The 20,557-nt window shown below is 59.7% G+C and carries 22 protein-coding genes; 19 read left to right on the top strand and 3 right to left on the bottom strand.

Annotated elements, in window-relative coordinates; all coding sequences use genetic code 11:
• Positions 1-82 precede the first annotated feature (82 nt).
• The 5 genes from PH605_RS12920 to PH605_RS12940 all read left to right on the top strand — a co-directional run bounded on the left by PH605_RS12920 (position 83) and on the right by PH605_RS12940 (position 4,930).
• Positions 83-550, top strand: coding sequence for a peroxiredoxin (locus tag PH605_RS12920; protein WP_020810868.1), 468 nt, complete (start codon positions 83-85; stop codon positions 548-550).
• 14 nt (positions 551-564) lie between these two features.
• Positions 565-1,389 carry a ferritin-like domain-containing protein gene (locus PH605_RS12925; protein ID WP_065655196.1) on the top strand — a complete coding sequence of 275 codons (825 nt, stop codon included), beginning with the start codon at positions 565-567 and terminating at the stop codon, positions 1,387-1,389.
• Positions 1,390-1,481: 92 nt separating this feature from the next.
• Positions 1,482-2,780, top strand: a complete 1,299-nt coding sequence (locus PH605_RS12930; RefSeq protein WP_142845087.1) for a M23 family metallopeptidase — start codon at positions 1,482-1,484, stop codon at positions 2,778-2,780.
• 219 nt (positions 2,781-2,999) lie between these two features.
• Positions 3,000-4,496, top strand: a complete 1,497-nt coding sequence (locus PH605_RS12935; RefSeq protein WP_003520451.1) for a DEAD/DEAH box helicase — start codon at positions 3,000-3,002, stop codon at positions 4,494-4,496.
• Positions 4,497-4,504: 8 nt separating this feature from the next.
• Positions 4,505-4,930, top strand: coding sequence for an NUDIX domain-containing protein (locus PH605_RS12940; RefSeq protein WP_142845086.1), 426 nt, complete (start codon positions 4,505-4,507; stop codon positions 4,928-4,930).
• An 855-nt stretch (positions 4,931-5,785) separates the two neighbouring features.
• Here the strand turns inward: PH605_RS12940 and PH605_RS12945 are convergent.
• Positions 5,786-6,001 carry a hypothetical protein gene (locus PH605_RS12945; protein WP_142845085.1) on the bottom strand — a complete coding sequence of 72 codons (216 nt, stop codon included), beginning with the start codon at positions 5,999-6,001 and terminating at the stop codon, positions 5,786-5,788.
• Between the two features lie 370 nt (positions 6,002-6,371).
• On the opposite strand from PH605_RS12945, the gene PH605_RS12950 reads away from it, so the two are divergent.
• The 10 genes from PH605_RS12950 to PH605_RS12995 all read left to right on the top strand — a co-directional run bounded on the left by PH605_RS12950 (position 6,372) and on the right by PH605_RS12995 (position 13,956).
• Positions 6,372-6,902, top strand: coding sequence for a helix-turn-helix domain-containing protein (locus tag PH605_RS12950; protein ID WP_078052784.1), 531 nt, complete (start codon positions 6,372-6,374; stop codon positions 6,900-6,902).
• 89 nt (positions 6,903-6,991) lie between these two features.
• A complete protein-coding gene (locus tag PH605_RS12955) occupies positions 6,992-8,119 on the top strand; it encodes an ABC transporter substrate-binding protein (RefSeq protein WP_193559576.1) in 1,128 nt (375 codons plus the stop codon).
• A 132-nt stretch (positions 8,120-8,251) separates the two neighbouring features.
• Entirely contained in the window at positions 8,252-8,929 is a 678-nt protein-coding gene (gene rpe, locus PH605_RS12960; protein WP_003520447.1) for a ribulose-phosphate 3-epimerase, read from the top strand.
• A 44-nt stretch (positions 8,930-8,973) separates the two neighbouring features.
• Entirely contained in the window at positions 8,974-9,501 is a 528-nt protein-coding gene (locus PH605_RS12965; protein ID WP_142845084.1) for a hypothetical protein, read from the top strand.
• 60 nt (positions 9,502-9,561) lie between these two features.
• The gene (gene purB, locus PH605_RS12970) at positions 9,562-10,869 is read left to right on the top strand and encodes an adenylosuccinate lyase (protein ID WP_142845083.1); all 1,308 of its coding nucleotides are present in this window, start codon (positions 9,562-9,564) and stop codon (positions 10,867-10,869) included.
• An 81-nt stretch (positions 10,870-10,950) separates the two neighbouring features.
• Positions 10,951-11,514 carry an alpha/beta hydrolase gene (locus PH605_RS12975; protein WP_078052782.1) on the top strand — a complete coding sequence of 188 codons (564 nt, stop codon included), beginning with the start codon at positions 10,951-10,953 and terminating at the stop codon, positions 11,512-11,514.
• Between the two features lie 203 nt (positions 11,515-11,717).
• On the top strand, positions 11,718-12,482 hold the full coding sequence (purC, locus tag PH605_RS12980) for a phosphoribosylaminoimidazolesuccinocarboxamide synthase (protein WP_003520440.1): 765 nt from the start codon (positions 11,718-11,720) through the stop codon (positions 12,480-12,482).
• A 56-nt stretch (positions 12,483-12,538) separates the two neighbouring features.
• Positions 12,539-12,781, top strand: a complete 243-nt coding sequence (purS, locus tag PH605_RS12985; protein WP_003507918.1) for a phosphoribosylformylglycinamidine synthase subunit PurS — start codon at positions 12,539-12,541, stop codon at positions 12,779-12,781.
• Positions 12,782-12,800: 19 nt separating this feature from the next.
• Positions 12,801-13,472 (top strand): phosphoribosylformylglycinamidine synthase subunit PurQ, encoded by a 672-nt coding sequence (purQ, locus tag PH605_RS12990; protein WP_065655203.1) that lies wholly within the window; start codon positions 12,801-12,803, stop codon positions 13,470-13,472.
• A gap of 79 nt (positions 13,473-13,551) precedes the next feature.
• Positions 13,552-13,956, top strand: a complete 405-nt coding sequence (locus PH605_RS12995) for a hypothetical protein (RefSeq protein WP_142845082.1) — start codon at positions 13,552-13,554, stop codon at positions 13,954-13,956.
• Positions 13,957-14,090: 134 nt separating this feature from the next.
• On the opposite strand, the gene PH605_RS13000 is transcribed toward PH605_RS12995, so the two are convergent.
• Entirely contained in the window at positions 14,091-14,396 is a 306-nt protein-coding gene (locus PH605_RS13000) for a DUF1127 domain-containing protein (protein ID WP_142845081.1), read from the bottom strand.
• Positions 14,397-14,489: 93 nt separating this feature from the next.
• Here PH605_RS13000 and PH605_RS13005 point away from each other — a divergent pair, with 93 nt between their 5' ends.
• From PH605_RS13005 to PH605_RS13020, 4 genes are all read left to right on the top strand, one after another.
• Entirely contained in the window at positions 14,490-15,908 is a 1,419-nt protein-coding gene (locus tag PH605_RS13005; protein ID WP_142845080.1) for an aminotransferase-like domain-containing protein, read from the top strand.
• 106 nt (positions 15,909-16,014) lie between these two features.
• Entirely contained in the window at positions 16,015-16,605 is a 591-nt protein-coding gene (locus tag PH605_RS13010; RefSeq protein WP_065655206.1) for an acyloxyacyl hydrolase, read from the top strand.
• A gap of 114 nt (positions 16,606-16,719) precedes the next feature.
• Positions 16,720-18,954, top strand: a complete 2,235-nt coding sequence (gene purL, locus PH605_RS13015) for a phosphoribosylformylglycinamidine synthase subunit PurL (RefSeq protein WP_142845079.1) — start codon at positions 16,720-16,722, stop codon at positions 18,952-18,954.
• A gap of 16 nt (positions 18,955-18,970) precedes the next feature.
• Entirely contained in the window at positions 18,971-19,204 is a 234-nt protein-coding gene (locus PH605_RS13020) for a BolA/IbaG family iron-sulfur metabolism protein (RefSeq protein ID WP_003507909.1), read from the top strand.
• A 141-nt stretch (positions 19,205-19,345) separates the two neighbouring features.
• On the opposite strand, the gene PH605_RS13025 is transcribed toward PH605_RS13020, so the two are convergent.
• A complete protein-coding gene (locus PH605_RS13025) occupies positions 19,346-20,494 on the bottom strand; it encodes a hypothetical protein (protein ID WP_142845078.1) in 1,149 nt (382 codons plus the stop codon).
• Positions 20,495-20,557: the final 63 nt, after the last annotated feature.

The following is a 20,557-nucleotide window of genomic DNA, read 5'->3' on the forward strand; positions in this document are numbered from 1 at the left end:
AGTGATCTGGACGACGCGCGGTTTCGCTATATATCGAATGTGGCGACTTTTCCTCAACATCCCGGCGAAAGAAAGGTAGATTATGACAGACTTGACGATTGGCGGCCCGGCTCCCGATTTTACTTTGCCCCGCAACGGTGAAGGGACGGTGACATTGTCCAAACTGCAAGGCAAGGCCGTCATCCTCTATTTCTACCCGAAGGACGATACTTCCGGCTGCACCGCAGAAGCCATCGACTTCAGCGCGCTGGGCGGCGAATTCGAGGCAGCCAACGCCGTCGTCATCGGCATTTCGCCCGACAGCGTTAAAAGCCACGACAAGTTTGCGGCAAAACATTCGCTTTCCGTCATGCTCGCTTCCGACGAGGAGAGGAAGGTTCTGGAAGCCTATGGCGTCTGGAAGGAAAAAAGCATGTATGGCAAAAAATACATGGGTGTCGAACGCACGACCGTCCTCGTTGCCCCGGATGGAAAAATCGCGGAAATCTGGAACAAGGTTAAGGTCGCGGGCCATGCCCAGGCCGTTCTCGAGGCCGTGAAGAAGCTCTGAGGGACCAACCCGTCGTGACGCCCCCGTTCAAAATCATCTCGCTGCGAGGCGGCGCGACGGATGCCATCGTGAGCGCCGATCTCGACAGAAAGACCGCACTCGCGCAGGAAACGGCGACACGCTGGTTCGAGCGCCGTCTGTCGCTGCGCTCGCCTCTCGACCCGCCGCTGCCTGAGCGGCCGGGCAGGCCCGAGAAGCCGGAACTCGTGCCGCCAACCGCCGTGGAACGCCGCTCCCTACACAGCGTCAGGGGCCGCATCGCGCTGCTGCACGCCATAGCCCATATCGAACTCAACGCCGTTGATCTCGCGCTCGATATCGTCGCGCGTTATGCCAGCGAGCCGGTGCCGCATTCCTTTTTCGACGGTTGGATGCAGGTCGCCTTCGAGGAGGCGAAACATTTCCGGCTGGTGCGGGACAGGCTGAGAAGCCTCGGCGCCGACTATGGCGATCTGCCGGCCCATGACGGGCTCTGGCAGGCCGCGCATTCCACCCGCAACGATCTCACTGCACGGCTCGCCGTCGTCCCGCTCATCCTGGAAGCGCGCGGACTGGACGTCACCCCTTCCCTGCAGGCGAAGATGCGTGAGACTGGCGATCTCGAAAGCGCCGCCGTTCTCGATGTCATCTATAATGACGAAAAGGGCCATGTCGCCATCGGCGCGAAATGGTTCCGGTTCCTGTGCGCGCGTGAAAAGAAGGACCCGGCCGCGACCTTCAGGCAGCTGGTGCGCGCCAATTTCCGCGGCCCTTTGAAACCGCCCTTCAACGACATCGCCCGCGCCGAGGCCGGCCTGACGCCTTCCTTTTACCGCTCGCTCACATCCGTCAGCCAATAGCCGACACCGCCAAAAGGCCTCTCCGGCAAAACTTCGTTAACCTTAACGAATTATGATTTCCCTTAAGAAATCGGCCAGTCCGGAGAGAGATTGTGACTGATACGGCGGAAAACCGGGTATTCGGCAAAAAGCGTGAGCCCCACGTGCTCATTCTCGCGCGCGGCGACAGGGTGCGGCACATGACCATCCGTCCGTGGATGGCGGCGCTTGCCGGCTGCACGATCGGCCTTTTCTCGCTCGGTTATCTCGGAGCCACAGGCTATCTCATTTTGCGTGACGACCTGATCGGCGCGACCATGGCCCGCCAGACCCGCATGCAGAACCACTATGAAGACCGCATTGCAGCGCTGAGAGCTCAGGTGGACCGTGTCACCTCCCGGCAATTGCTCGATCAGCAGGTCGTTGAAAAGAAAGTGGAAAAGCTGCTGGAACAGCAGGCGGCGCTGACCTCGCGGCACGGCCGCATGAGTGAATTGCTGGAGCGCGCCGAAAATTCCGGCATCGCCGCCTCCCCGGCCGCGCCCTCTTCTCTTTCGAACGCCATGGCGCCGGAAAAACGCGCTGACCTCTCCGGCGGCCTTTCAGCCATCGAAAAGCTGATGACGCCACGCAAGCCGCAGGCGGAAAAGCCCGCCACACCGGACAGACGCGCCGCCTATGTACCCGAAGCCGGCGAAACGCCGTCCGACCGGGCCGACCGGGTGTTTTCCAAGGTGACACTGTCGCTGAAGGATATCGAACGCCAGCAGATATCGCGCATCGCCAGACTGACCAGCGACGCCGAGGACAAGGCGAATGCGATGCAGGACATCATCCGGCAGGCAGGCCTGAAAATCGAAGAGAACGGCAACGATGACATAGGCGGCCCCTATGCCAACCCCGAGCGCGGTGACACCGATCCTTTCAACCTGTCGCTCACCAATCTCGACAATGCGTTGAACCGGCTCGACATCGTCAAGGAAACCGCGACCACCCTGCCCTTCGGCAACCCGGCCCCCGGCCGGGCGATCACCAGCCGATTCGGCAACCGGATGGATCCGTTTCTCGGCCGCCCGGCCCTGCATACCGGCATCGATTTTCGTGCTGAAACCGGTGCTGACGTCAAATCCACCGGCGCGGGCAAGGTGACGGTCGCGGAAAATTCCGGCGGCTACGGCAATATGGTCGAGATCGATCACGGCCAGGGCGTCTCGACGCGATTCGGCCATCTCTCCGCCATTCTGGTGAAAGCCGGCGACAGGGTCGAGGCCGGCGACGTCATCGGCCGCGCCGGCAGCACCGGCCGCTCCACCGGTCCGCATGTGCATTACGAGGTGCGCCGCAACGATACGCCGGTCGATCCGATGCGGTTCCTGATCGCCGGAACGGAACTCAAAACCTATTTAAAATAGCAGCCCGATTTTAATGCTTTTTTTGCGCTTTTTACGATAAATCGCTGAAATCTGCACCAAAGGCCAAGATGCCCCGCCCGAACCCCGCTGTTTCGCGCGCTTTTCCCGTTGTTTCCTTGACTTTCCGGCAATTTGGGCATATCCCCGCGCCAAGTCTTTGCAAGTGCCGTCGCGGCACGCAGGTGTTCTTACCGAACCAGAACGGAAAAAGTTCTTCCTTTGACAACATTCTCTGATCTTGGCCTGAGCCAAAAAGTTCTTTCCGCTATTGCAGATGCCGGCTACACGACGCCGACACCCATTCAGGCTGGCGCCATTCCGCCGGCGCTGGAAAAGCGTGATATCTGCGGTATCGCACAGACCGGCACGGGCAAAACCGCGTCCTTCGTTCTGCCGATGCTCACGCTGCTCGAGAAGGGCCGCGCCCGCGCCAGAATGCCGCGCACGCTGATCCTTGAGCCGACCCGTGAGCTGGCAGCGCAGGTGGCGGAGAACTTCGAGAAATACGGCAAGAATCACAAGCTGAACGTCGCGCTCCTGATCGGCGGCGTTTCCTTCGAAGACCAGGACCGCAAGCTTGAGCGCGGCGCCGATGTGCTGATCTGCACCCCCGGCCGCCTTCTCGACCATTGCGAGCGCGGCAAGCTTTTGATGACCGGCGTGGAAATCCTCGTCATCGACGAAGCCGACCGTATGCTGGATATGGGCTTCATTCCCGATATCGAGCGCATCGCCAAGATGATCCCGTTTACCCGGCAGACGCTGTTCTTCTCGGCCACCATGCCGCCGGAAATCCAGAAGCTGGCCGACCGGTTCCTGCAGAACCCCGTTCGTGTCGAGGTCGCCAAGCCCTCCTCCACGGCAAAGACCGTTGCCCAGCGCATCGTTGCCGCGCACAACAAGGATTATGAAAAGCGCGCCGTGCTGCGCGATCTCGTCCGCGCCGAAGAAGCCGAACTGAAGAACGCCATCATCTTCTGCAACCGCAAGAAGGATGTGGCCGACCTCTTCCGTTCGCTCGACCGTCACGGTTTTTCCGTCGGCGCGCTGCATGGCGACATGGACCAGCGTTCGCGCACCACGATGCTGCAGAACTTCAAGGACGGCAATCTGAAGCTGCTCGTCGCCTCCGACGTTGCCGCACGCGGCCTGGACATCCCCGATGTCAGCCACGTCTTCAACTTCGATATTCCCATTCACTCGGAAGACTATGTCCACCGTATCGGCCGTACCGGTCGTGCCGGCCGCTCGGGCAAGGCCTTCACCATCGTCACCAGAAGCGACACGAAGTATCTCGACGCGATCGAAAAGCTGATCGGCGAAAAGATTGAGTGGCAGAACGGTGACCTCTCCACCCTTCCCGCGCCCATGGAAAGCTTTGAAAGCAATTCCGGCCGCCGGGGCAAGGAACGGGGCGGCAGGGGCCGCGACCGCAACCGTCGCGACGCAGCGCCGGTCGAAAACATCAATCAGGGTGCACAATCCGCTGCGGACACGGACATCGCGGCTCATGGAGACGACAAGGTGAAAGCAGAACGCAAGCAGGAAAAGACCCCGCGCAATTCCGACCGCAATAGCCGCAATCCGTTGCACGCCAATGACGACAACCGCGACCGCCGCCGCCATTATCGCGACCATGACGATGGCCCGACACCGGTTGGTTTCGGCGACGACATCCCCGCTTTCATGCTGATCGTGGCCAACGCCAAGGCCTGACCGCGGGAATGGACAGCATGACGCCGACCGCCAGGCCAGGTCTCGATTTTCCGGGTGTCGGCGTCGGCCTCGCCATCCTGCGTGACGGCCGCGTGCTTTTATGCCGGCGTCTGAAGGCGCCGGAAGCCGGATACTGGAGCATTCCGGGCGGCAAGGTCGATCACCTTGAAACCTCCCTCGCCGCGGCACGCCGCGAAGCCGAAGAAGAAACCGGGCTCAAGATCGGCAACGTCGAATTCCTCTGCCATAGCGAATTCATCGATACGGAAGATCGCCACCACTGGGTTTCGCTGATCTTCGTCACCCACGCTGCGCAGGGTGAGCCGGCACTGACCGAACCCGACAAGCTTTCCGCCATCGGCTGGTTCGATCCGGATAAGCTTCCCGAACCCATCTCCGCCTTTGCCAGGGACGCCCTGGCCGCCCTTAAATAAAGCCGCACAGACGGCCGACCGAACTCGCTCGCAGGCGACAATGTCCGTCAACCGGCATATCAAGCAGTTATGTTGATGTGGACTTCGGAGCCGGCTTCGCTCCCTCCGCGCGATATCTTTTCCATAAATTCGAAAATGAAAGAACGTCTTTGCGCAGGAGTTTCCTAATTCAATTTTAAATTGCTTAAATTAGCTCCACGTAAAAAACCGCCCCAGTTTCCCGAAGCGGTTTATACGTAATGAAAAAAATAGAATATGAAAGGCAATATAGTCTGGCAGTGCTTATATTCGGAACACTTTCCGAGGCCTGTTACAGCCAATTTCAGTCGTCCCCTGAAACAGTTACATCTAAGCTAATCATTTACTTTCCGTCAAGCAAATCTTCTCGCAAATGCGAAAAAACCGCGAGGAAAAACTTGCGCGCGCCATGAAGCTTTACATATTTTGAATATATATCAGCAAGTTAGGAAAATGGGAATAAAATGTGCATTTTTGTGGGCTGCACTCTAGAAGGCAGAATTAATAGCTCACGTTTCCCAAATTGCATCTCTACTCCACAAATATAATAGTTTTATAAAGCAATACCGTCGTTCATCCTCGCTGACGTCTTCTCGCCTTGGAAACAGGTAGATGATTAAGATTCTGTGGGAAATCAACGACAACGATCATCTTCAGCCTCCGACGGTAAAAACAACTTAAAATTGACGCATGTGGCGTTTTTTCCGACGCAGACTCGAGGCTGCACGGAGGCAACATCCCATTGCGATGTTAAATCCGTGAATTCATGCAGTTACAGCTTCGATATAATCAGTCGGATGCCAAGAATGATAAGCCCCCACATAAAAATGGAGACGATTAAAACCAATAATAAAAACCTGCACCTAAAATAAAGTATGATATTTTTTGCAATATTCTCCATTTTCTTTCCATGATGGTACGCCGTTGGCTGCCAAATACATTTGGCGTGGAAGAAATTCCGATCAGCGGTGTCTTTCTTCCCTTGGCTTTATCGCAGGGGAAATCACGACCATCGCCATCACGACAATCGCGAACAACAAAATAAATGGGCACAAAACGAACATAGCAAGGCCCTTAGCCGCCGAACCGAATACTTTGCGTAGCAACCCTGACCTTTCAACGCGCATCGCGGCCGCCTTTTTAGAGATCTGTGTCTCCAGAAATTGTCGTCAACGCTTCACAATCGAATCGTCTTGAAGACCGCGAACGATCATCAAGCATTCAACGGCGAGATATTTGATTCTATGCAATGGAACGAAGCGTGCGCTCTATCTTGCTGATGCCTTTAACACAGTGCTAAATAACCTATTAAAACAAGTGCGTCCTGGCAGACGCGCTCCCAATGGATGACATGCGAACACAGAGAGGATTAAATTACATTTGGATTTTTGTAAACTCCATTTGTGATTTAATTTAAAGGAATTTGGCCAGGAAAGAAGTCGAGCCCAAGACAGCCCTAGGAAAACGCCTTCGAGCTGTGAGGGCGGCGTTCGATATCGATGACCGGGATGTCTTCGCCAACCGACTGGCAATCAGCAAAAGCGGGCTGGCGCATTATGAGCGGGGCGAACGCGTGCCCGATGCCGAACTGCTTTCCGCGTACCACAGGGAATTTGGCGTGAACATATCATGGCTGGTGACGGGACATGGAGATATGTTCGAAGGTGGGCAATCGGCGAGCGCAGACTATAGCTCACATCAGCTTTTAGTGGATCTGATCAATCCGCTCGGAAGATTGATAAACAAAGTTTACCGCGACCATGAGGTGAGGATAACCGACGATCAGCGCTTCGCGGAGTTGACCAGATGGCATAATAATTTGACCCGCCGCGCCGGCTCATCCTTCGATTGGAACGATCTTATGTCCCAGTTGCCGTGGGTAGAGCAAAGCCTTGGAGAGGAGTTGCTCTCCAGGCGCACAAGCCCGGAAACCAGCAAAAGATCGGCGAGCTGATCCTCACAAACAATGCAGACACACGGGGCAATTTGATGGTTTTGCGGGAATGTCCGTGAAGCGCGCGTATTTTTCCTTTGGAAAACCGGTTGTTGCCGATAAACATCAAGCCGGGACAACAGGATTTCTATCACGTCATGCTTTCACTTCGCCTGCTAACGATCATCGCCGGTTTTGCCCTTGCGGGCTCAGCAAGCGCGGCATCGATTGGCATTGTTGCGCCCCAGAGCGGTCCTTACGAACTTCTGGGGCAGCAGGTACGGCAGGGTGCGAAGGCGGCGGCGGCAAAGCTCGGGCTGGATGTCGTCGAAATCCATGAAAGCTGCGAAGATGGCAGCGGCGGCGCCATTGCCGATGGCCTCGTGGCCGCCAAGGTCAGCACCGCAATCGGTTTCTTGTGCACCGAAACGCTTCAGGATGTTCTGCCACCGCTGAAAGCGGCCGCCATTCCCGCCATCACGCTTTCCAGCCGCGCGCCGATCCTGATGGAAGACGCCCTGAAGTATGGCTGGCCGCTCTTTCGCCTCGCCCCGTCAGACAGGGCCGAATCGGACAGGATCGCGGAGATCATCCTGCGCGACTGGAAGGGACATTCCATCGGACTTGTGGATGACGGCACGATCTACAGCCGCGAGCTGGTCGACCGCATCCGCTCGTCGCTCGAGGAAAACGGTCTGAAGCCCACCCTTGCCGATACGATGCGTCCCAACCAGGAACAGCAGGTGGCGCTGGTGCGCCGGCTGGCGCGCACCGGCATTTCCCATGTCTTCGTCGGCGCGGAACGCACCGACGTCGCCATCATTGCCAGAGACGCGGGGTCGGAGAACATTCCCCTCACCCTCATGGGCGGCGATGCCATGAATGCGGCCAACAATCCGGTCCCCTTGGCCGCGAATGTGCTGGCGGTCACCCGCCCGGCCTATGATACCCTGCCATCGGCCCAGGCGGTTGCCGGCGAACTGCGCGGCGCCGGCATCGAGCCGGAAGGTTACGTCCTGCCGGCCTATGCGGCAGCGGAACTCACCGCCGCCCTTGCGGAAGCCACACAGGCGCAGTCGAAACCCGCGCCGGAGATACTGGCGGGCGGCACCCTTTTCAAAACCGTTCTCGGCGATCTCGGCTTCAACCCGTCGCATGATCTTTCGGACAATCCCTATCGCCTGCAGCGATGGAACGGCCAGCGCTTCGAACCGGCGGACAAGGCTGAAAGACAATAGGCGAAACCCGCGCCGCCGAAAATTCGAGGAAACGCAGCTGAAAACCGCCGGCAACCGCGCGACCGGCCGTTTCAAACCCCGATACTTGGTGTTAAAGGCAGCTTACGCAACGCGTCGAGAGGAGTTTGCCCCATGTCCCTGCCCATCCGCATAGCCCCGTCCATTCTGGCTGCCGATTTCGCCAAGCTCGGACAGGAAGTCGCCGATGTCACGGAAGCGGGCGCGGACTGGATTCATCTCGATGTGATGGATGGCCATTTCGTCCCCAACATCTCCTTCGGGCCGGATGTCATCAAGGCGCTGCGGCCGCACAGCATGGCCTTCTTCGACTGCCATCTGATGATCGCACCCGTCGATCCCTATCTCGAAGCCTTCGCCAAGGCGGGCTGTGACAGCATCACCGTGCATGCCGAAGCCGGGCCTCACCTGCACCGCTCACTGCAGACGATCCGCGGGCTCGGTAGAAAGGCCGGCGTGACGCTCAACCCCGCAACACCGCTTTCGGTCATCGAAAACGTGCTTGATGATGTCGATCTCGTCCTGATCATGAGCGTCAATCCCGGTTTTGGCGGGCAGAAGTTCATTCCGGCCATGCTGGACAAGATCCGCGCGGCAAAGGCCATGATCGGCGATCGGCCGATCGAACTCGAAGTGGATGGCGGCGTGACGGCGGAAACCGCAGGCGCGATCGTTGCCGCCGGTGCAAATGCGCTGGTGGCCGGCTCGGCCATCTTCAAGGGCGACGGCGTCGCCGACTACCGCAAGACGGTCGCGCAACTGCGCCACGCAGCGGAAGCCGCGCGGACATAACCGCCGCCGCCGAAGGGCGCACGGCAAGGCGTTGGGGGATCGGCATGGAAAGCGACAGGCGGGGTTTCCGTGACACGGCTTCGGCAGCGCTGTTTCCGCTGCTCGGCGCGCTTGTCTGGGCCGTCTGTTCCAGCGCCGCCGCCGCTATCGGCCTCTATGTCAGGAACCGGCTGGAAACCGACCATGCCGCCGACATCATCATGCTTTTCTTCGCGGGCGGCCTCTTCGGCTGGCTGCTGGCCATGGCGGCGCTGCACCTTCTCCCTGCTTCCGCCGCCCTGCCGCTGCGTTTTGCGGCGGCCTGTCTTGCCATCGTTTTTTTCACGCTGGCAGTTGCGGCGGCGTTTTTCGCTTTCGAATACCGTATTTTTTATGCGCAATGGCACGCGCCGGCATTCTCCCGCATCTGGTTTTTCCAGCAGCTCTTCACATCGCTCGGCGCGATTTACCAGTTCTGCATTCTCGGCCCTGGCTTATATTTTCCCTTTGCCATCGTTCCGCTCCTGCCTGCGGGCGCGATCCTCTGCCGACGTGCGCAACGAGCAACAGAGGCATGTAGCTTGATAGATTGAGATTACCGGAACACTTTGCTAAACGGGCAGCAAATTTCCTCCACAAAGAAAGTCATTGCCATGATCCCTCGTTATTCCCGGCCGGAAATGGTCGCCATCTGGTCGCCGGAAACAAAGTTCCGCATCTGGTTCGAGATCGAGGCATATGCCTGTGACGCGCTTGCCGAACTCGGCGTTATCCCGAAGTCCGCTGCCCAGACCATCTGGGAAAAGGGCGGCAGCGCCACCTTCGACGTCGCCCGCATCGATGAGATCGAAGCCGTCACCAAGCATGACGTCATCGCCTTCCTCACCCATCTTGCCGAATTTGTCGGTCCCGACAGCCGTTTCGTGCATCAGGGCATGACCTCGTCGGACGTGCTCGATACCACGCTCAACATCCAGCTCGTACGCGCCGCCGATCTGCTGCTCGCCGATATGGACCGGGTGCTGGCGGCGCTGAAGACCCGCGCCTTCGAACACAAGAACACGGTGCGCATCGGCCGCAGCCACGGCATCCATGCCGAGCCGACCACCATGGGCCTGACCTTTGCCCGCTTCTATGCCGAGATGTACCGCAACCGTGAGCGCCTCGTTAATGCCCGTGCGGAAATCGCCACGGGTGCGATCTCCGGCGCCGTCGGCACCTTCGCCAATATCGACCCGCGCGTCGAAGAACATGTCTGTGCCAAGCTCGGCCTAATTCCCGAGCCGGTCTCCACGCAGGTCATCCCGCGTGACCGCCACGCCATGTTCTTCGCAACCCTCGGCGTCATCGCTTCGTCGATTGAAAACGTCGCCATCGAAATCCGCCACATGCAGCGCACCGAGGTTCTGGAAGCGGAAGAGTTCTTCTCTCCCGGCCAGAAGGGCTCGTCCGCCATGCCGCACAAGCGCAACCCGGTTCTGACCGAAAACCTGACCGGCCTTGCCCGTCTGGTGCGCATGTCGGTCGTTCCGGCCATGGAAAACGTGGCTCTGTGGCACGAGCGCGATATCAGCCACTCCTCCGTCGAACGCGCCATCGGCCCCGACACCACTGTCACGCTGGATTTCGCGCTGAACCGCCTGGCCGGCGTCATCGAAAAGCTGGTGATCTATCCGGACAACATGCTGAAGAACATGAACAAGTTCCGCGGCCTCGTGCATTCGCAGCGCGTTCTCCTGGCGCTGACGCAGGCCGGCGTATCGCGTGAAGACGCTTACCGTCTGGTACAGCGCAACGCCATGAAGGTCTGGGAACAGGGCGCCGATTTCCTTGAGGAACTGCTGGGCGACGAAGAAGTGCGCGCCGCACTTCCCGAAGAGGTGATCCGCGAAAAGTTCGACCTCGGTTACCACACCAAGCATGTCGACACGATCTTCACCCGCGTCTTCGGCAACGCCTGAGACTTGAGCTGAGTTTGAGACCTTGAAGTTAATGCCGCCGCGACCTTGATCGCGGCGGCATCGCAACACAGATATGGGCGCATGAAAGTTTCAGAAGCAGATATCCTGATCGTCCCCGGTTATACCAATTCCGGCCCCGACCACTGGCAGAGCCGCTGGGAGCGCAAGCTTTCCACCGCACGCCGCGTCGAGCAGGCCGAATGGTCCAAACCCGTGAAGGAAGACTGGGTCGCCCGGCTGGTGGAAGAGGTCAATGCCTCCACCAAGCCTATCGTCCTCGTCGCGCATTCGCTCGGTGTGCCGACCGTCATCCATGCCCTGCCGGAAATCGGCAGGAAAGTGTCCGGCGCGCTGCTCGTCGCGCCCCCCGATGTCGCCAATCCCGATATCCGGCCGAAGCACCTGATGACGTTCGGGCCTTACCCGCGCGATCCGCTGCCTTTCCCGGCGATCACCATCGCCAGCCGCAACGATCCTTTCGGCTCCTATGAACATGCCGATGACATTGCCGCCGCCTGGGGCTCGCTTTTGATCGACGCCGGCATGTCCGGCCATATCAACACCGAGTCAGGCCATGGTCCGTGGCCGGAAGGCGGTATGGTCTTCGCGCAGTTTTTGAGCCGGCTGAAGGCTGTCGAGCCCTGACGGCGCCGGCGCTGCGGACCGCCTCCCCTTCGATCAGCCCCGGAAGCCTCATTTCAGGGCGCAGCGGTTTCCCCGGCCTGTCACAAGAATTGAAGGGAAATATGCGAGCCGCATTGTAGAATGCACTCTTTTCCTTTATGGGACCGCTTCAAAGACCAAACGCAACGCCACCAGAATCGGCGTCAACCAAGAGACCTGCAATTATGAACCGTCGCCGCCGTATTTACGAAGGCAAGGCCAAGATCCTCTACGAGGGTCCGGAGCCAGGCACGCTTATCCAGTTCTTCAAGGACGATGCGACCGCATTCAACAAGAAGAAGCACGAAGTCATCGACGGCAAGGGCGTGCTGAACAACCGTATCTGCGAATACGTCTTCACGCATCTGAACAAGATCGGCATTCCCACGCACTTCATCCGCCGCCTCAACATGCGCGAGCAGTTGATCAAGGAAGTGGAGATGATCCCGCTCGAAGTCGTCGTGCGCAATGTCGCTGCCGGCTCGCTGTCGAAGCGCCTCGGCATCGAGGAAGGCGTGGTTCTGCCGCGCTCCATCATCGAATTCTATTACAAGTCGGATGAGCTGGAAGACCCGATGGTCTCCGAAGAGCACATCACGGCTTTCGGCTGGGCCAACCCCGCCGAGCTTGACGACATCATGGCGCTCGCCATCCGCGTCAACGACTTCCTGTCCGGTCTGTTCCTCGGTGTCGGCATCCAGCTCGTCGATTTCAAGATCGAATGCGGCCGCCTTTTCGAAGGCGACATGATGCGCATCATCCTCGCCGACGAGATTTCGCCCGATAGCTGCCGCCTCTGGGACATCGAAACCCAGAAAAAGATGGACAAGGACCTGTTCCGCCGCGACATGGGCGGGCTTCTCGAAGCCTATTCCGAAGTCGCGCGCCGTCTCGGCATCATCAATGAAAACGAACCGATCCGCGGCACCGGCCCTGTCCTCGTGAAGTAATATCGGCCTCGTGAAATAATATCGACACCGCAAGGGTAAAATCAGGAGAAGATCAGGTGATCAAGGCACGGGTGACTGTTACGCTGAAGAACGGCGTTCTCGATCCGCAGGGCAAGGCAATCGAAGGCGCGCTCGGCAGCCTCGGTTTCGGTGGCGTTGGCCATGTCCGTCAGGGCAAGGTCTTCGACCTGGAGCTGGAAGGCGCCGACAAGGCCAAGGCCGAGACCGACCTGAAGGCAATGTGCGAAAAGCTGCTGGCCAACACGGTCATCGAAAACTACGCCATCGCCATCCTCTAAAGCCGCAGGAGCCGCTCCGATGAAATCCGCTGTCGTCCAACTTCCCGGCCTCAACCGCGACCGCGACATGATCGCGGCGCTGACGAAAATCTCCGGAAGCGCGCCCGTCACCATTTGGCAGACGGAAACGGATATTCCCGACGTCGACCTGATCGTCATCCCGGGCGGCTTCTCCTATGGTGACTATCTGCGTTGCGGCGCCATCGCCGCCCGCATGCCGGTCATGCAGGCCATTCGTGAAAAGGCCGAAAAGGGCGTCAAGGTTCTCGGCGTCTGCAACGGCTTCCAGATTTTGGTCGAGGCGGGCATGCTGCCGGGCGCGCTGATGCGCAACGCCTCGCTGAAATTCGTCTGCCGCGAAGTGAAGCTCGAAGTCGCCAATAACGACACGGACTTCACCCGCGCTTACGACAAGGGCCAGATCCTGCGCTGCCCCGTCGCCCATCACGACGGCAACTACTTCCTTGATGCGGATGAGCTGAAGTCGGTTGAAGGCAACGGCCAGGTGGTGTTCCGTTATGCCGAGGGCACCAATCCCAACGGCTCGCTGAACGACATTGCCGGCGTCATCAACACCAAGGGCAACGTTCTCGGCATGATGCCACACCCGGAAAACCTGATCGAAGCCGCCCATGGCGGCAATGACGGCCGCGGCCTCTTCGCTTCGGCGCTTGGCGTCATCGCAGCCTGATAGACCAAGGCGGGTTTCAAGCCCGCCTTTTTTGATGCCGGCTTCCGGCTATGTTTCGGCTTTTCTTCTGGATGACCTGATGCCCCGCATTCTTCGATACGATGCCTATAAAGCCACCGGACTGATCCTCGCTGCCGCCGCACTCGCGTCCTGCCAGCCGAAACCGCAGCCTTCCTCCTCCGTCTCCCGCGCGGCCCTGCCGACCATGGAACGGATCGCGCTTGGCGCGAATGCCTGCTGGTTCAAATCGGGCGACGCGGCGTTCAAGGCCTATCGCCTGGCGCCGGAACTCAACTCCTTCTCCGGCCGTCCGCGCATCCTGCTCGTGCCGCGCAACAGCCCGGAATCGCGCCCCATGCTGGTGGTTCAGGCAGAAGGCAACCCGGCAAAGCTCGATGCTTTCGGCCCCGTGATGAACGAAGCCCTTTCCGGCCGCATCGCAACCGACGTCAAGCGCTGGGCGAACGGCGGCAAGGGCTGCTGATCGACAGGCACCGGCACCCCGTGAGAACGCGGTCGGCATAAAAAAACCCGCCAGCGCCGGTTGGGATTGGCGTGGCGGGTTGCCGAATGGCTGCTTGGCGCCGGGGAAAGAAGGCGCCGCTCTCCGACAAAAAATCAAAGGGGCCGCGGCGGCCAGGAGAAGAGCCGGGATTTTGCCGCCTCCCTCAAGGCTTCATCCCGCGTAACGCCGATATCGTCTAGCAGATCGTCCGAAAGCTCCCGCAGGGCGAAGCGCCCCTGACGTTTCCGCTGCCATGAGGATACGCCCGCAATCAGGCCACCAATAAGCGTGCGGGCGATCTTGGCCGGAAAGGGCGCCGGTGCGACCATGTCGCCGGCATCGCGGAACACGCGTTCCCGTTCGTAGCCATCAGGATAGAGTGTATCCGCTGTCGAAAGGTATTGATCCATCTTGCGCATATTGCACCTATTGTCTCCGTGCGTTTAGCCTCATTCAATGCAGACAATAAATACAATTGACTTGAGGATAGATACAATGCATAAATTGTCACCATGACAAATTGGCTTCCCGACATTACCGAGGGCGATGGCCCGATTTACCTGCGCCTCGCCGACAGTATCGAAGGCGCGATTTCCGACGGCACCCTGCAGGCCGGCTCGAAACTGCCGCCGCAGCGCAATCTTGCTTACGATCTCGGTGTGACAATCGGCACAATCAGCCGGGCCTATGCGCTGATCCATGAGCGCGGCCTCGTCAGCGGTGAGGTCGGGCGCGGCACCTATGTCAATGAGCGCAAGACCCCTGCCCCGTCATTGCCCATGGAGCCGGCAACGGCCGCCTTCGGCAGCACGCGCCATGCCGTCGATACCAGCGCCGAATTCCGGTTGAACACCACCGCTGCGCCGGATGTCGGCCAGAGCGCGCTGATCGCCAGGCACATCGAGGCGGTAACCAGAGAGCATCCCCAGGACATTACCAATTATGCCCGCTCTTTTCCCGACAACTGGTGCATGGCTGGCGTTCGCTGGCTTTCCCAGAACGGCTGGTCGCCGAAGCCGGAAAACATCGTTTCGACGCTTGGCGCCCATGCGGCGGTGATGAGCGTGATGTCCGCGATGACCGCGCCGGGCGACCGCATCGTCTTCGAACCCGTCACCTATTCCCACATCAGCCGAAGCGCCGCCCTTGCCGGCCGGCGGGTGACGCTGGTGGAGGCGGATGAGAACAGCATTGTCCCGGATGATTTCGAACGCGTCTGCGCCCAGCAGCACCCCAAGATGATCTTCCTGATGTCGGCCGGCCAGAACCCGACCTGCGCGACCCTGCCGGAAGAGCGCCGCCGCGCGATTGCCGATATCGCCCGTCGTTACGGCGTGTGGATCGTCGAGGACAATCTTTATGGCGCGATGACGCGCGATGCGATCCCGCTGATCGCAGAATTTGCGCCCGACATTACCTTCGTCGTCGGCGGCCTGTCGAAATCCGTCGCCGCCGGCGTGCGCGGCGGCTGGGTCGCCTGCCCCGCGCAATATTCCTCGCGCATCCGTATTTCCCACTCGATGATGACGGGCGGCCTGCCCTTCATGCTGGCCGAACTGAATGCGCGCCTCGTCAATAGTGGCGACGCCGACGCCATTCGCAAGGATTGTATCGCCGAGATCAATGAGCGGGAGGCGATTGCCCGGCGGGCCTTCGCCGGACTAGATTTCAATTCGCTGCCCGATATCGCCTTCCTGTGGCTGAGACTGCCCGAACCCTGGCTTTCCGGCACGTTCCGAAACGCGGCGATGAAAGAAGGCGTGCTGATAGATGACGAGGATGAGTTCAAGGCCGGCCGCACCGACAAGGTTTTCCATCGGGTGCGCGTCAGCCTTTCCGGTCCATCGAACCAGCAAGAGTTGACCCATGCCCTCGGCATCCTGCGCCACCTGCTCGACAACGGCTCCGCCGGTTACGAAAGCGTTGCCTAGAGGACGGAGAGTCTTTCCTGCAACACCCGGCCTAATTCAGTAACTTATCATTTACCACGCCGACAAACCTGCCATCCTTTCCGCATTCGAGGTGGGGAATGATTCGATGGCAGCATTCGGTTCCACATGTATGAGGGCGTGTTTCACGCTGGCAATCCTTCTCGCGGCATGTGTCTTCATCGGCATCATGCCCGCCACTGCTGCGGAAGGCACCGTCTTCGACGAATTGCGCTTCGGCGCAACCACCTCAATCTCCAATCGCGACAATGGCGGCGAGGATGGCATCTTCCCGGCCTTCACCGCCTATTTTGATCCCTTCGCCAGTGCATCTGCGGTAACGCTCGGCCAAAAGCTCTCCCGCCCGCGGCTGCATATCGGTGGCGAGATCGGCACTGAGGGCTCGGCGAATACCATTTACGGCGGTGTCAACTGGACCTTCGATCTCAACCCGAAGATCTTTCTCGATTTCGGTTTTGGCGGCCTCTGGCACGATGGCAAGCTGAGAAACAGTGCCGGCGAAACCGGTGCGGAATTCGGCTGCCGGGTGCTTTTCCACGAATATGCGGCGATCGGCTATCGTTTCGATAATAACTGGAATATTTCGACCCAGATCGAGCATGCATCACACGCCAATCTGTGCGACGGCCCGAATGACGGGCTCACGCGCGTAGGCCTTATGGTCGGCTACAGGTTCTGAAGAAGCCAAGAAAGCAGCGTTTTGCGGGTAAAACCGCGCATTTTCCTGTCGCACCTTTGAGCCTCTTGCGCTAAAGAACCGGAAACTTTCCTCGGCTCGAACCGCGTGAGACCTATGTCTATCTCAAACTCCATCAAGATCACCCCGGAACTCGTTGCATCCCACGGGCTGAAGCCCGACGAATACCAGCGTATCCTCGACCTGATCGGACGGGAGCCGAGCTTCACCGAGCTTGGCATCTTCTCGGCCATGTGGAACGAGCACTGCTCCTACAAGTCCTCCAAGAAGTGGCTGAAGACCCTGCCGACCAAGGGTCCGCGCGTCATTCAGGGCCCCGGCGAGAACGCCGGCGTGGTCGATATCGATGATGGCGACTGCGTCGTCTTCAAGATGGAGAGCCACAACCACCCCTCCTATATCGAGCCCTATCAGGGCGCGGCAACGGGCGTTGGCGGCATTCTGCGCGACGTCTTCACCATGGGCGCACGCCCCATCGCCGCCATGAACGCCCTGCGTTTCGGTGCGCCTGACCATCCGAAGACCCGCCACCTCGTGGCCGGCGTCGTCGCCGGTGTCGGCGGTTACGGCAATTCCTTCGGCGTGCCAACGGTTGGCGGCGAAGTGGAATTCGACTCGCGTTATAACGGCAACATCCTCGTCAACGCCTTCGCAGCCGGCCTTGCCAAGTCCAACGCGATCTTCCTTTCGGAAGCCAAGGGCGTTGGCCTGCCGGTCGTTTATCTCGGTGCAAAGACCGGTCGCGATGGCGTTGGCGGTGCGACCATGGCGTCCGCCGAATTCGACGAATCCATTGAGGAAAAGCGCCCGACCGTTCAGGTCGGCGACCCCTTCACCGAAAAGTGCCTGTTGGAAGCCTGCCTTGAGCTGATGAAGACCGGTGCGGTCATCGCCATTCAGGACATGGGTGCGGCCGGCCTCACCTGCTCGGCCGTCGAAATGGGCGCCAAGGGCGATCTCGGCATCGAGCTTGACTTGAACGCCGTACCGGTGCGCGAAGAGCGCATGACGGCTTATGAAATGATGCTGTCGGAAAGCCAGGAGCGCATGCTCATGGTTCTCGAGCCTTCCAAGGAAGAAGTCGCCAAGGCGATCTTCGTCAAGTGGGGTCTGGACTTCGCCATCGTCGGCAAGACCACCGACGACCTGCGTTTCCGCGTGCTGCACAATGGCGAGGAAGTCGCCAACCTGCCGATCAAGGAACTGGGCGATCAGGCCCCGGAATATGACCGCCCGTGGACGCCCGCCAAGGTGCCTGCGCCGCTTTCGGAAAACGACGTGCCCGCCGCCGATATCGCCGATGCGCTGGTATCGCTGGTCGGTTCGGCCAACAATTCCTCGCGCCGCTGGGTTTACGAGCAGTATGACACGCTGATCCAGGGCAATTCGCTGCAGCTGCCGGGCGGCGATGCCGGCGTTGTTCGTGTCGAAGGTCATGACAAGAAGGCACTCGCCTTCTCCTCCGACGTCACACCGCGTTATGTCGAGGCCGATCCCTTCGAAGGCGGCAAGCAGGCCGTGGCCGAATGCTGGCGCAACATCACCGCCACCGGCGCTCTGCCGCTTGCGGCCACCGACAACCTCAATTTCGGCAATCCGGAAAAGCCCGAGATCATGAGCCAGCTGGTCCATGCCATCAAGGGCATCGGCGAAGCCTGCCGTGTGCTGGAGTTCCCGATCGTTTCCGGCAACGTCTCGCTCTATAACGAGACCAACGGTCAGGCGATCCTGCCCACCCCCACCATCGGCGGTGTCGGCCTGCTGAAGGACTGGGGCCGCATGGCGCGCATCCGTTTCGCCGCCGCTGACGAAGTGGTGCTGCTCGTCGGCGCCCCTGCCGGTCTCGGCACGCATATCGCCCAGTCGGTTTACATGCGTGACATTCATGGCCGAACCGATGGCCCGGCGCCGCATGTCGATCTGGCCGCTGAAAAGAACAACGGCGATTTCGTCCGCAGCCTCATCACCGACGGTCTTGCCACCGCCGTTCACGATTGCTCCTCGGGCGGTCTGGCACTTGCAGTCGCCGAAATGGCGATTTCGTCGGGCATCGGCGCGACCATCGACGCGGTCGAAGGCCACAACCCGGTCCTCACCTTCTACGGCGAAGATCAGGGGCGTTATGTTCTGACGGTCAAAAAGGCCGATCTCGACGAGGTGCAGACTGCGGCGAAGGCGGCGGGCGTTTCCTGCCCGGTCATCGGCGTTACCGGCGGTGCGAGCGTAAAGCTGGGCACGGCGCGAGCTGTCGAGATTAAAGAATTGCACTTGGCCTATGAATCGTGGTTCCCTCAATTCATGGACGGCGAAACTTTGCTCGCCGCAGAATGAATTAAGGAGAAACACCATGCCCATGAAACCCGGCGACATTGAAGACATGATTAAGGCGGGAATTCCCGGGGCAAAGGTCACGATCCGCGATCTGGCCGGTGATGGCGATCATTACGCGGCGGAAGTCGTTGCGGAAGCATTCAAGGGCAAGACCCGCGTGCAGCAGCACCAGATGGTCTATGACGCGCTGAAGGGCAATATGGGCGGCGTTCTGCATGCCCTTGCCCTGCAGACATCGGCTCCCGAATGATTGCGCCCGTGAAAGCGGTTCCGGCAACAGACCGTCTCTGTCCCGCCTGCGGCAGAGCGTGAAACCTGCGGAATAAATCAAGGCCCGCGTGATACTCTCACGCGGGCCTTTTTCATGTCCGGCCGAATGGGTCATCACCGCTTACAAGGCGGGCGGCGTCTGCGAATCCAGAGCGGCGAAGGAGGCGGCAGGCAAAGGCCCCGCCGTCAGCAGGGTAAAATCGTAACCGGATCTGCGGTCCGGCCCCAGCACATATTGCCGGTGCATGCGCAGGAAGTTGCGCTTGTTCTTCTTATAACGGTCCGGCGAGAGCGAATGCTTGAAACGGATCGGCACGATCTTCGGCTGCGGCGCATCCCTGTGACCGGTCAGGCCCACGGTATTGCACCGGTAAAGATGAATAGGATCGGTCAGGCATTGGATATCGAACCATGTCACCTCCGGGTGACGCGCAATCGAACCGACGCTCTCGCGAAGCCGGTCCGCGCTCGACAGGAACGCACATTGCAGCGCCGCCCCGCCCAAGGTCGCAAAGGACAGTTTCCGGCCATCCAGCGCATTCGGCTTCAGCTCCAGCACGCGGCCGATCACGGCAAGCGCAAGGCTGGCGCCCATGCTGTGGGAAACCACCAGAACCTCGTCCGAGGGCTGCTCCAGCGCCGTCAGAACAAGTGCCGCCCTCTCCTCGATCCAGTCACGGGCAATCGGTTCATCGCGGCCGACTGCGAGCGCGAACCGCCAGTCCGCATAAAGATGCAGGGTGTGAAACCGCTCTGCAAACGGCAGGAAAGCCTTCACGAAAAACAGGGCGGCGACGGGAAAGCTGATCGCCAAGAGCCAGAGAGGTAAGGCGAAAATTAAGGGCAACAGGGCAATAGCCGCCGCAAGCGCACCGCCGACAAGCATCAGCAGGAACGGAAAGATGAAGAACAGGCCAAAACGCCAGGCGTGGCGGAAGTAACGCGCCGCGCCGCCTTCGGCGATGATGCCGGCTCCGGCCTTGAAACCGAGCCAGATCTGCCGCCAGACGGGCGCATCGCGCAATTGCGATATCACCGCATTATGGTCGTAAACAAAAATGTCGGAGCGGGTCCGCCAGTCGCCCGCCGAGGCCTCAACCGTGAATGTTTCGCCCCCGGGCGCATTCTCCAGCGGTCCCACGGCATAATCGACATCCCATGTCTTGCCGGAGAGCGCCGCCGCCCGCTGGTAACGCAGATGATGGGCGGCCGCATCGAGCGGATCGAAACCGGGGAAATAAAGAACAAGTCGTGACTTGACGGCTGGCATGCATGAACCTTCGGCCGGAGCATTTCCAGTAAAAGCGCAATCGCTTTTACCTCAGGACAATGC

Origin of the sequence: Agrobacterium sp. CFBP 3001, from assembly GCF_027871605.1 — a bacterium.
In the GTDB taxonomy this organism is placed as follows: Bacteria; Pseudomonadota; Alphaproteobacteria; order Rhizobiales; family Rhizobiaceae; genus Agrobacterium; species Agrobacterium leguminum.

What these genes read in the sequence shown, in the direction of transcription:
- PH605_RS12975 (WP_078052782.1), top strand. Translation starts at nt 10,951, where the DNA reads ATGAAAGTTTCAGAAGCAGATATCCTGATCGTCCCCGGTTATACCAAT.
- PH605_RS12920 (WP_020810868.1), top strand. Translation starts at nt 83, where the DNA reads ATGACAGACTTGACGATTGGCGGCCCGGCTCCCGATTTTACTTTGCCC.
- purQ (WP_065655203.1), top strand. Translation starts at nt 12,801, where the DNA reads ATGAAATCCGCTGTCGTCCAACTTCCCGGCCTCAACCGCGACCGCGAC.
- PH605_RS13020 (WP_003507909.1), top strand. Translation starts at nt 18,971, where the DNA reads ATGCCCATGAAACCCGGCGACATTGAAGACATGATTAAGGCGGGAATT.
- purL (WP_142845079.1), top strand. Translation starts at nt 16,720, where the DNA reads ATGTCTATCTCAAACTCCATCAAGATCACCCCGGAACTCGTTGCATCC.
- PH605_RS13005 (WP_142845080.1), top strand. Translation starts at nt 14,490, where the DNA reads ATGACAAATTGGCTTCCCGACATTACCGAGGGCGATGGCCCGATTTAC.
- PH605_RS12965 (WP_142845084.1), top strand. Translation starts at nt 8,974, where the DNA reads ATGGAAAGCGACAGGCGGGGTTTCCGTGACACGGCTTCGGCAGCGCTG.
- purB (WP_142845083.1), top strand. Translation starts at nt 9,562, where the DNA reads ATGATCCCTCGTTATTCCCGGCCGGAAATGGTCGCCATCTGGTCGCCG.
- PH605_RS13025 (WP_142845078.1), bottom strand. Translation starts at nt 20,494, where the DNA reads ATGCCAGCCGTCAAGTCACGACTTGTTCTTTATTTCCCCGGTTTCGAT.
- PH605_RS13000 (WP_142845081.1), bottom strand. Translation starts at nt 14,396, where the DNA reads ATGCGCAAGATGGATCAATACCTTTCGACAGCGGATACACTCTATCCT.
- rpe (WP_003520447.1), top strand. Translation starts at nt 8,252, where the DNA reads ATGTCCCTGCCCATCCGCATAGCCCCGTCCATTCTGGCTGCCGATTTC.
- purC (WP_003520440.1), top strand. Translation starts at nt 11,718, where the DNA reads ATGAACCGTCGCCGCCGTATTTACGAAGGCAAGGCCAAGATCCTCTAC.
- PH605_RS12995 (WP_142845082.1), top strand. Translation starts at nt 13,552, where the DNA reads ATGCCCCGCATTCTTCGATACGATGCCTATAAAGCCACCGGACTGATC.
- PH605_RS13010 (WP_065655206.1), top strand. Translation starts at nt 16,015, where the DNA reads ATGGCAGCATTCGGTTCCACATGTATGAGGGCGTGTTTCACGCTGGCA.
- PH605_RS12940 (WP_142845086.1), top strand. Translation starts at nt 4,505, where the DNA reads ATGGACAGCATGACGCCGACCGCCAGGCCAGGTCTCGATTTTCCGGGT.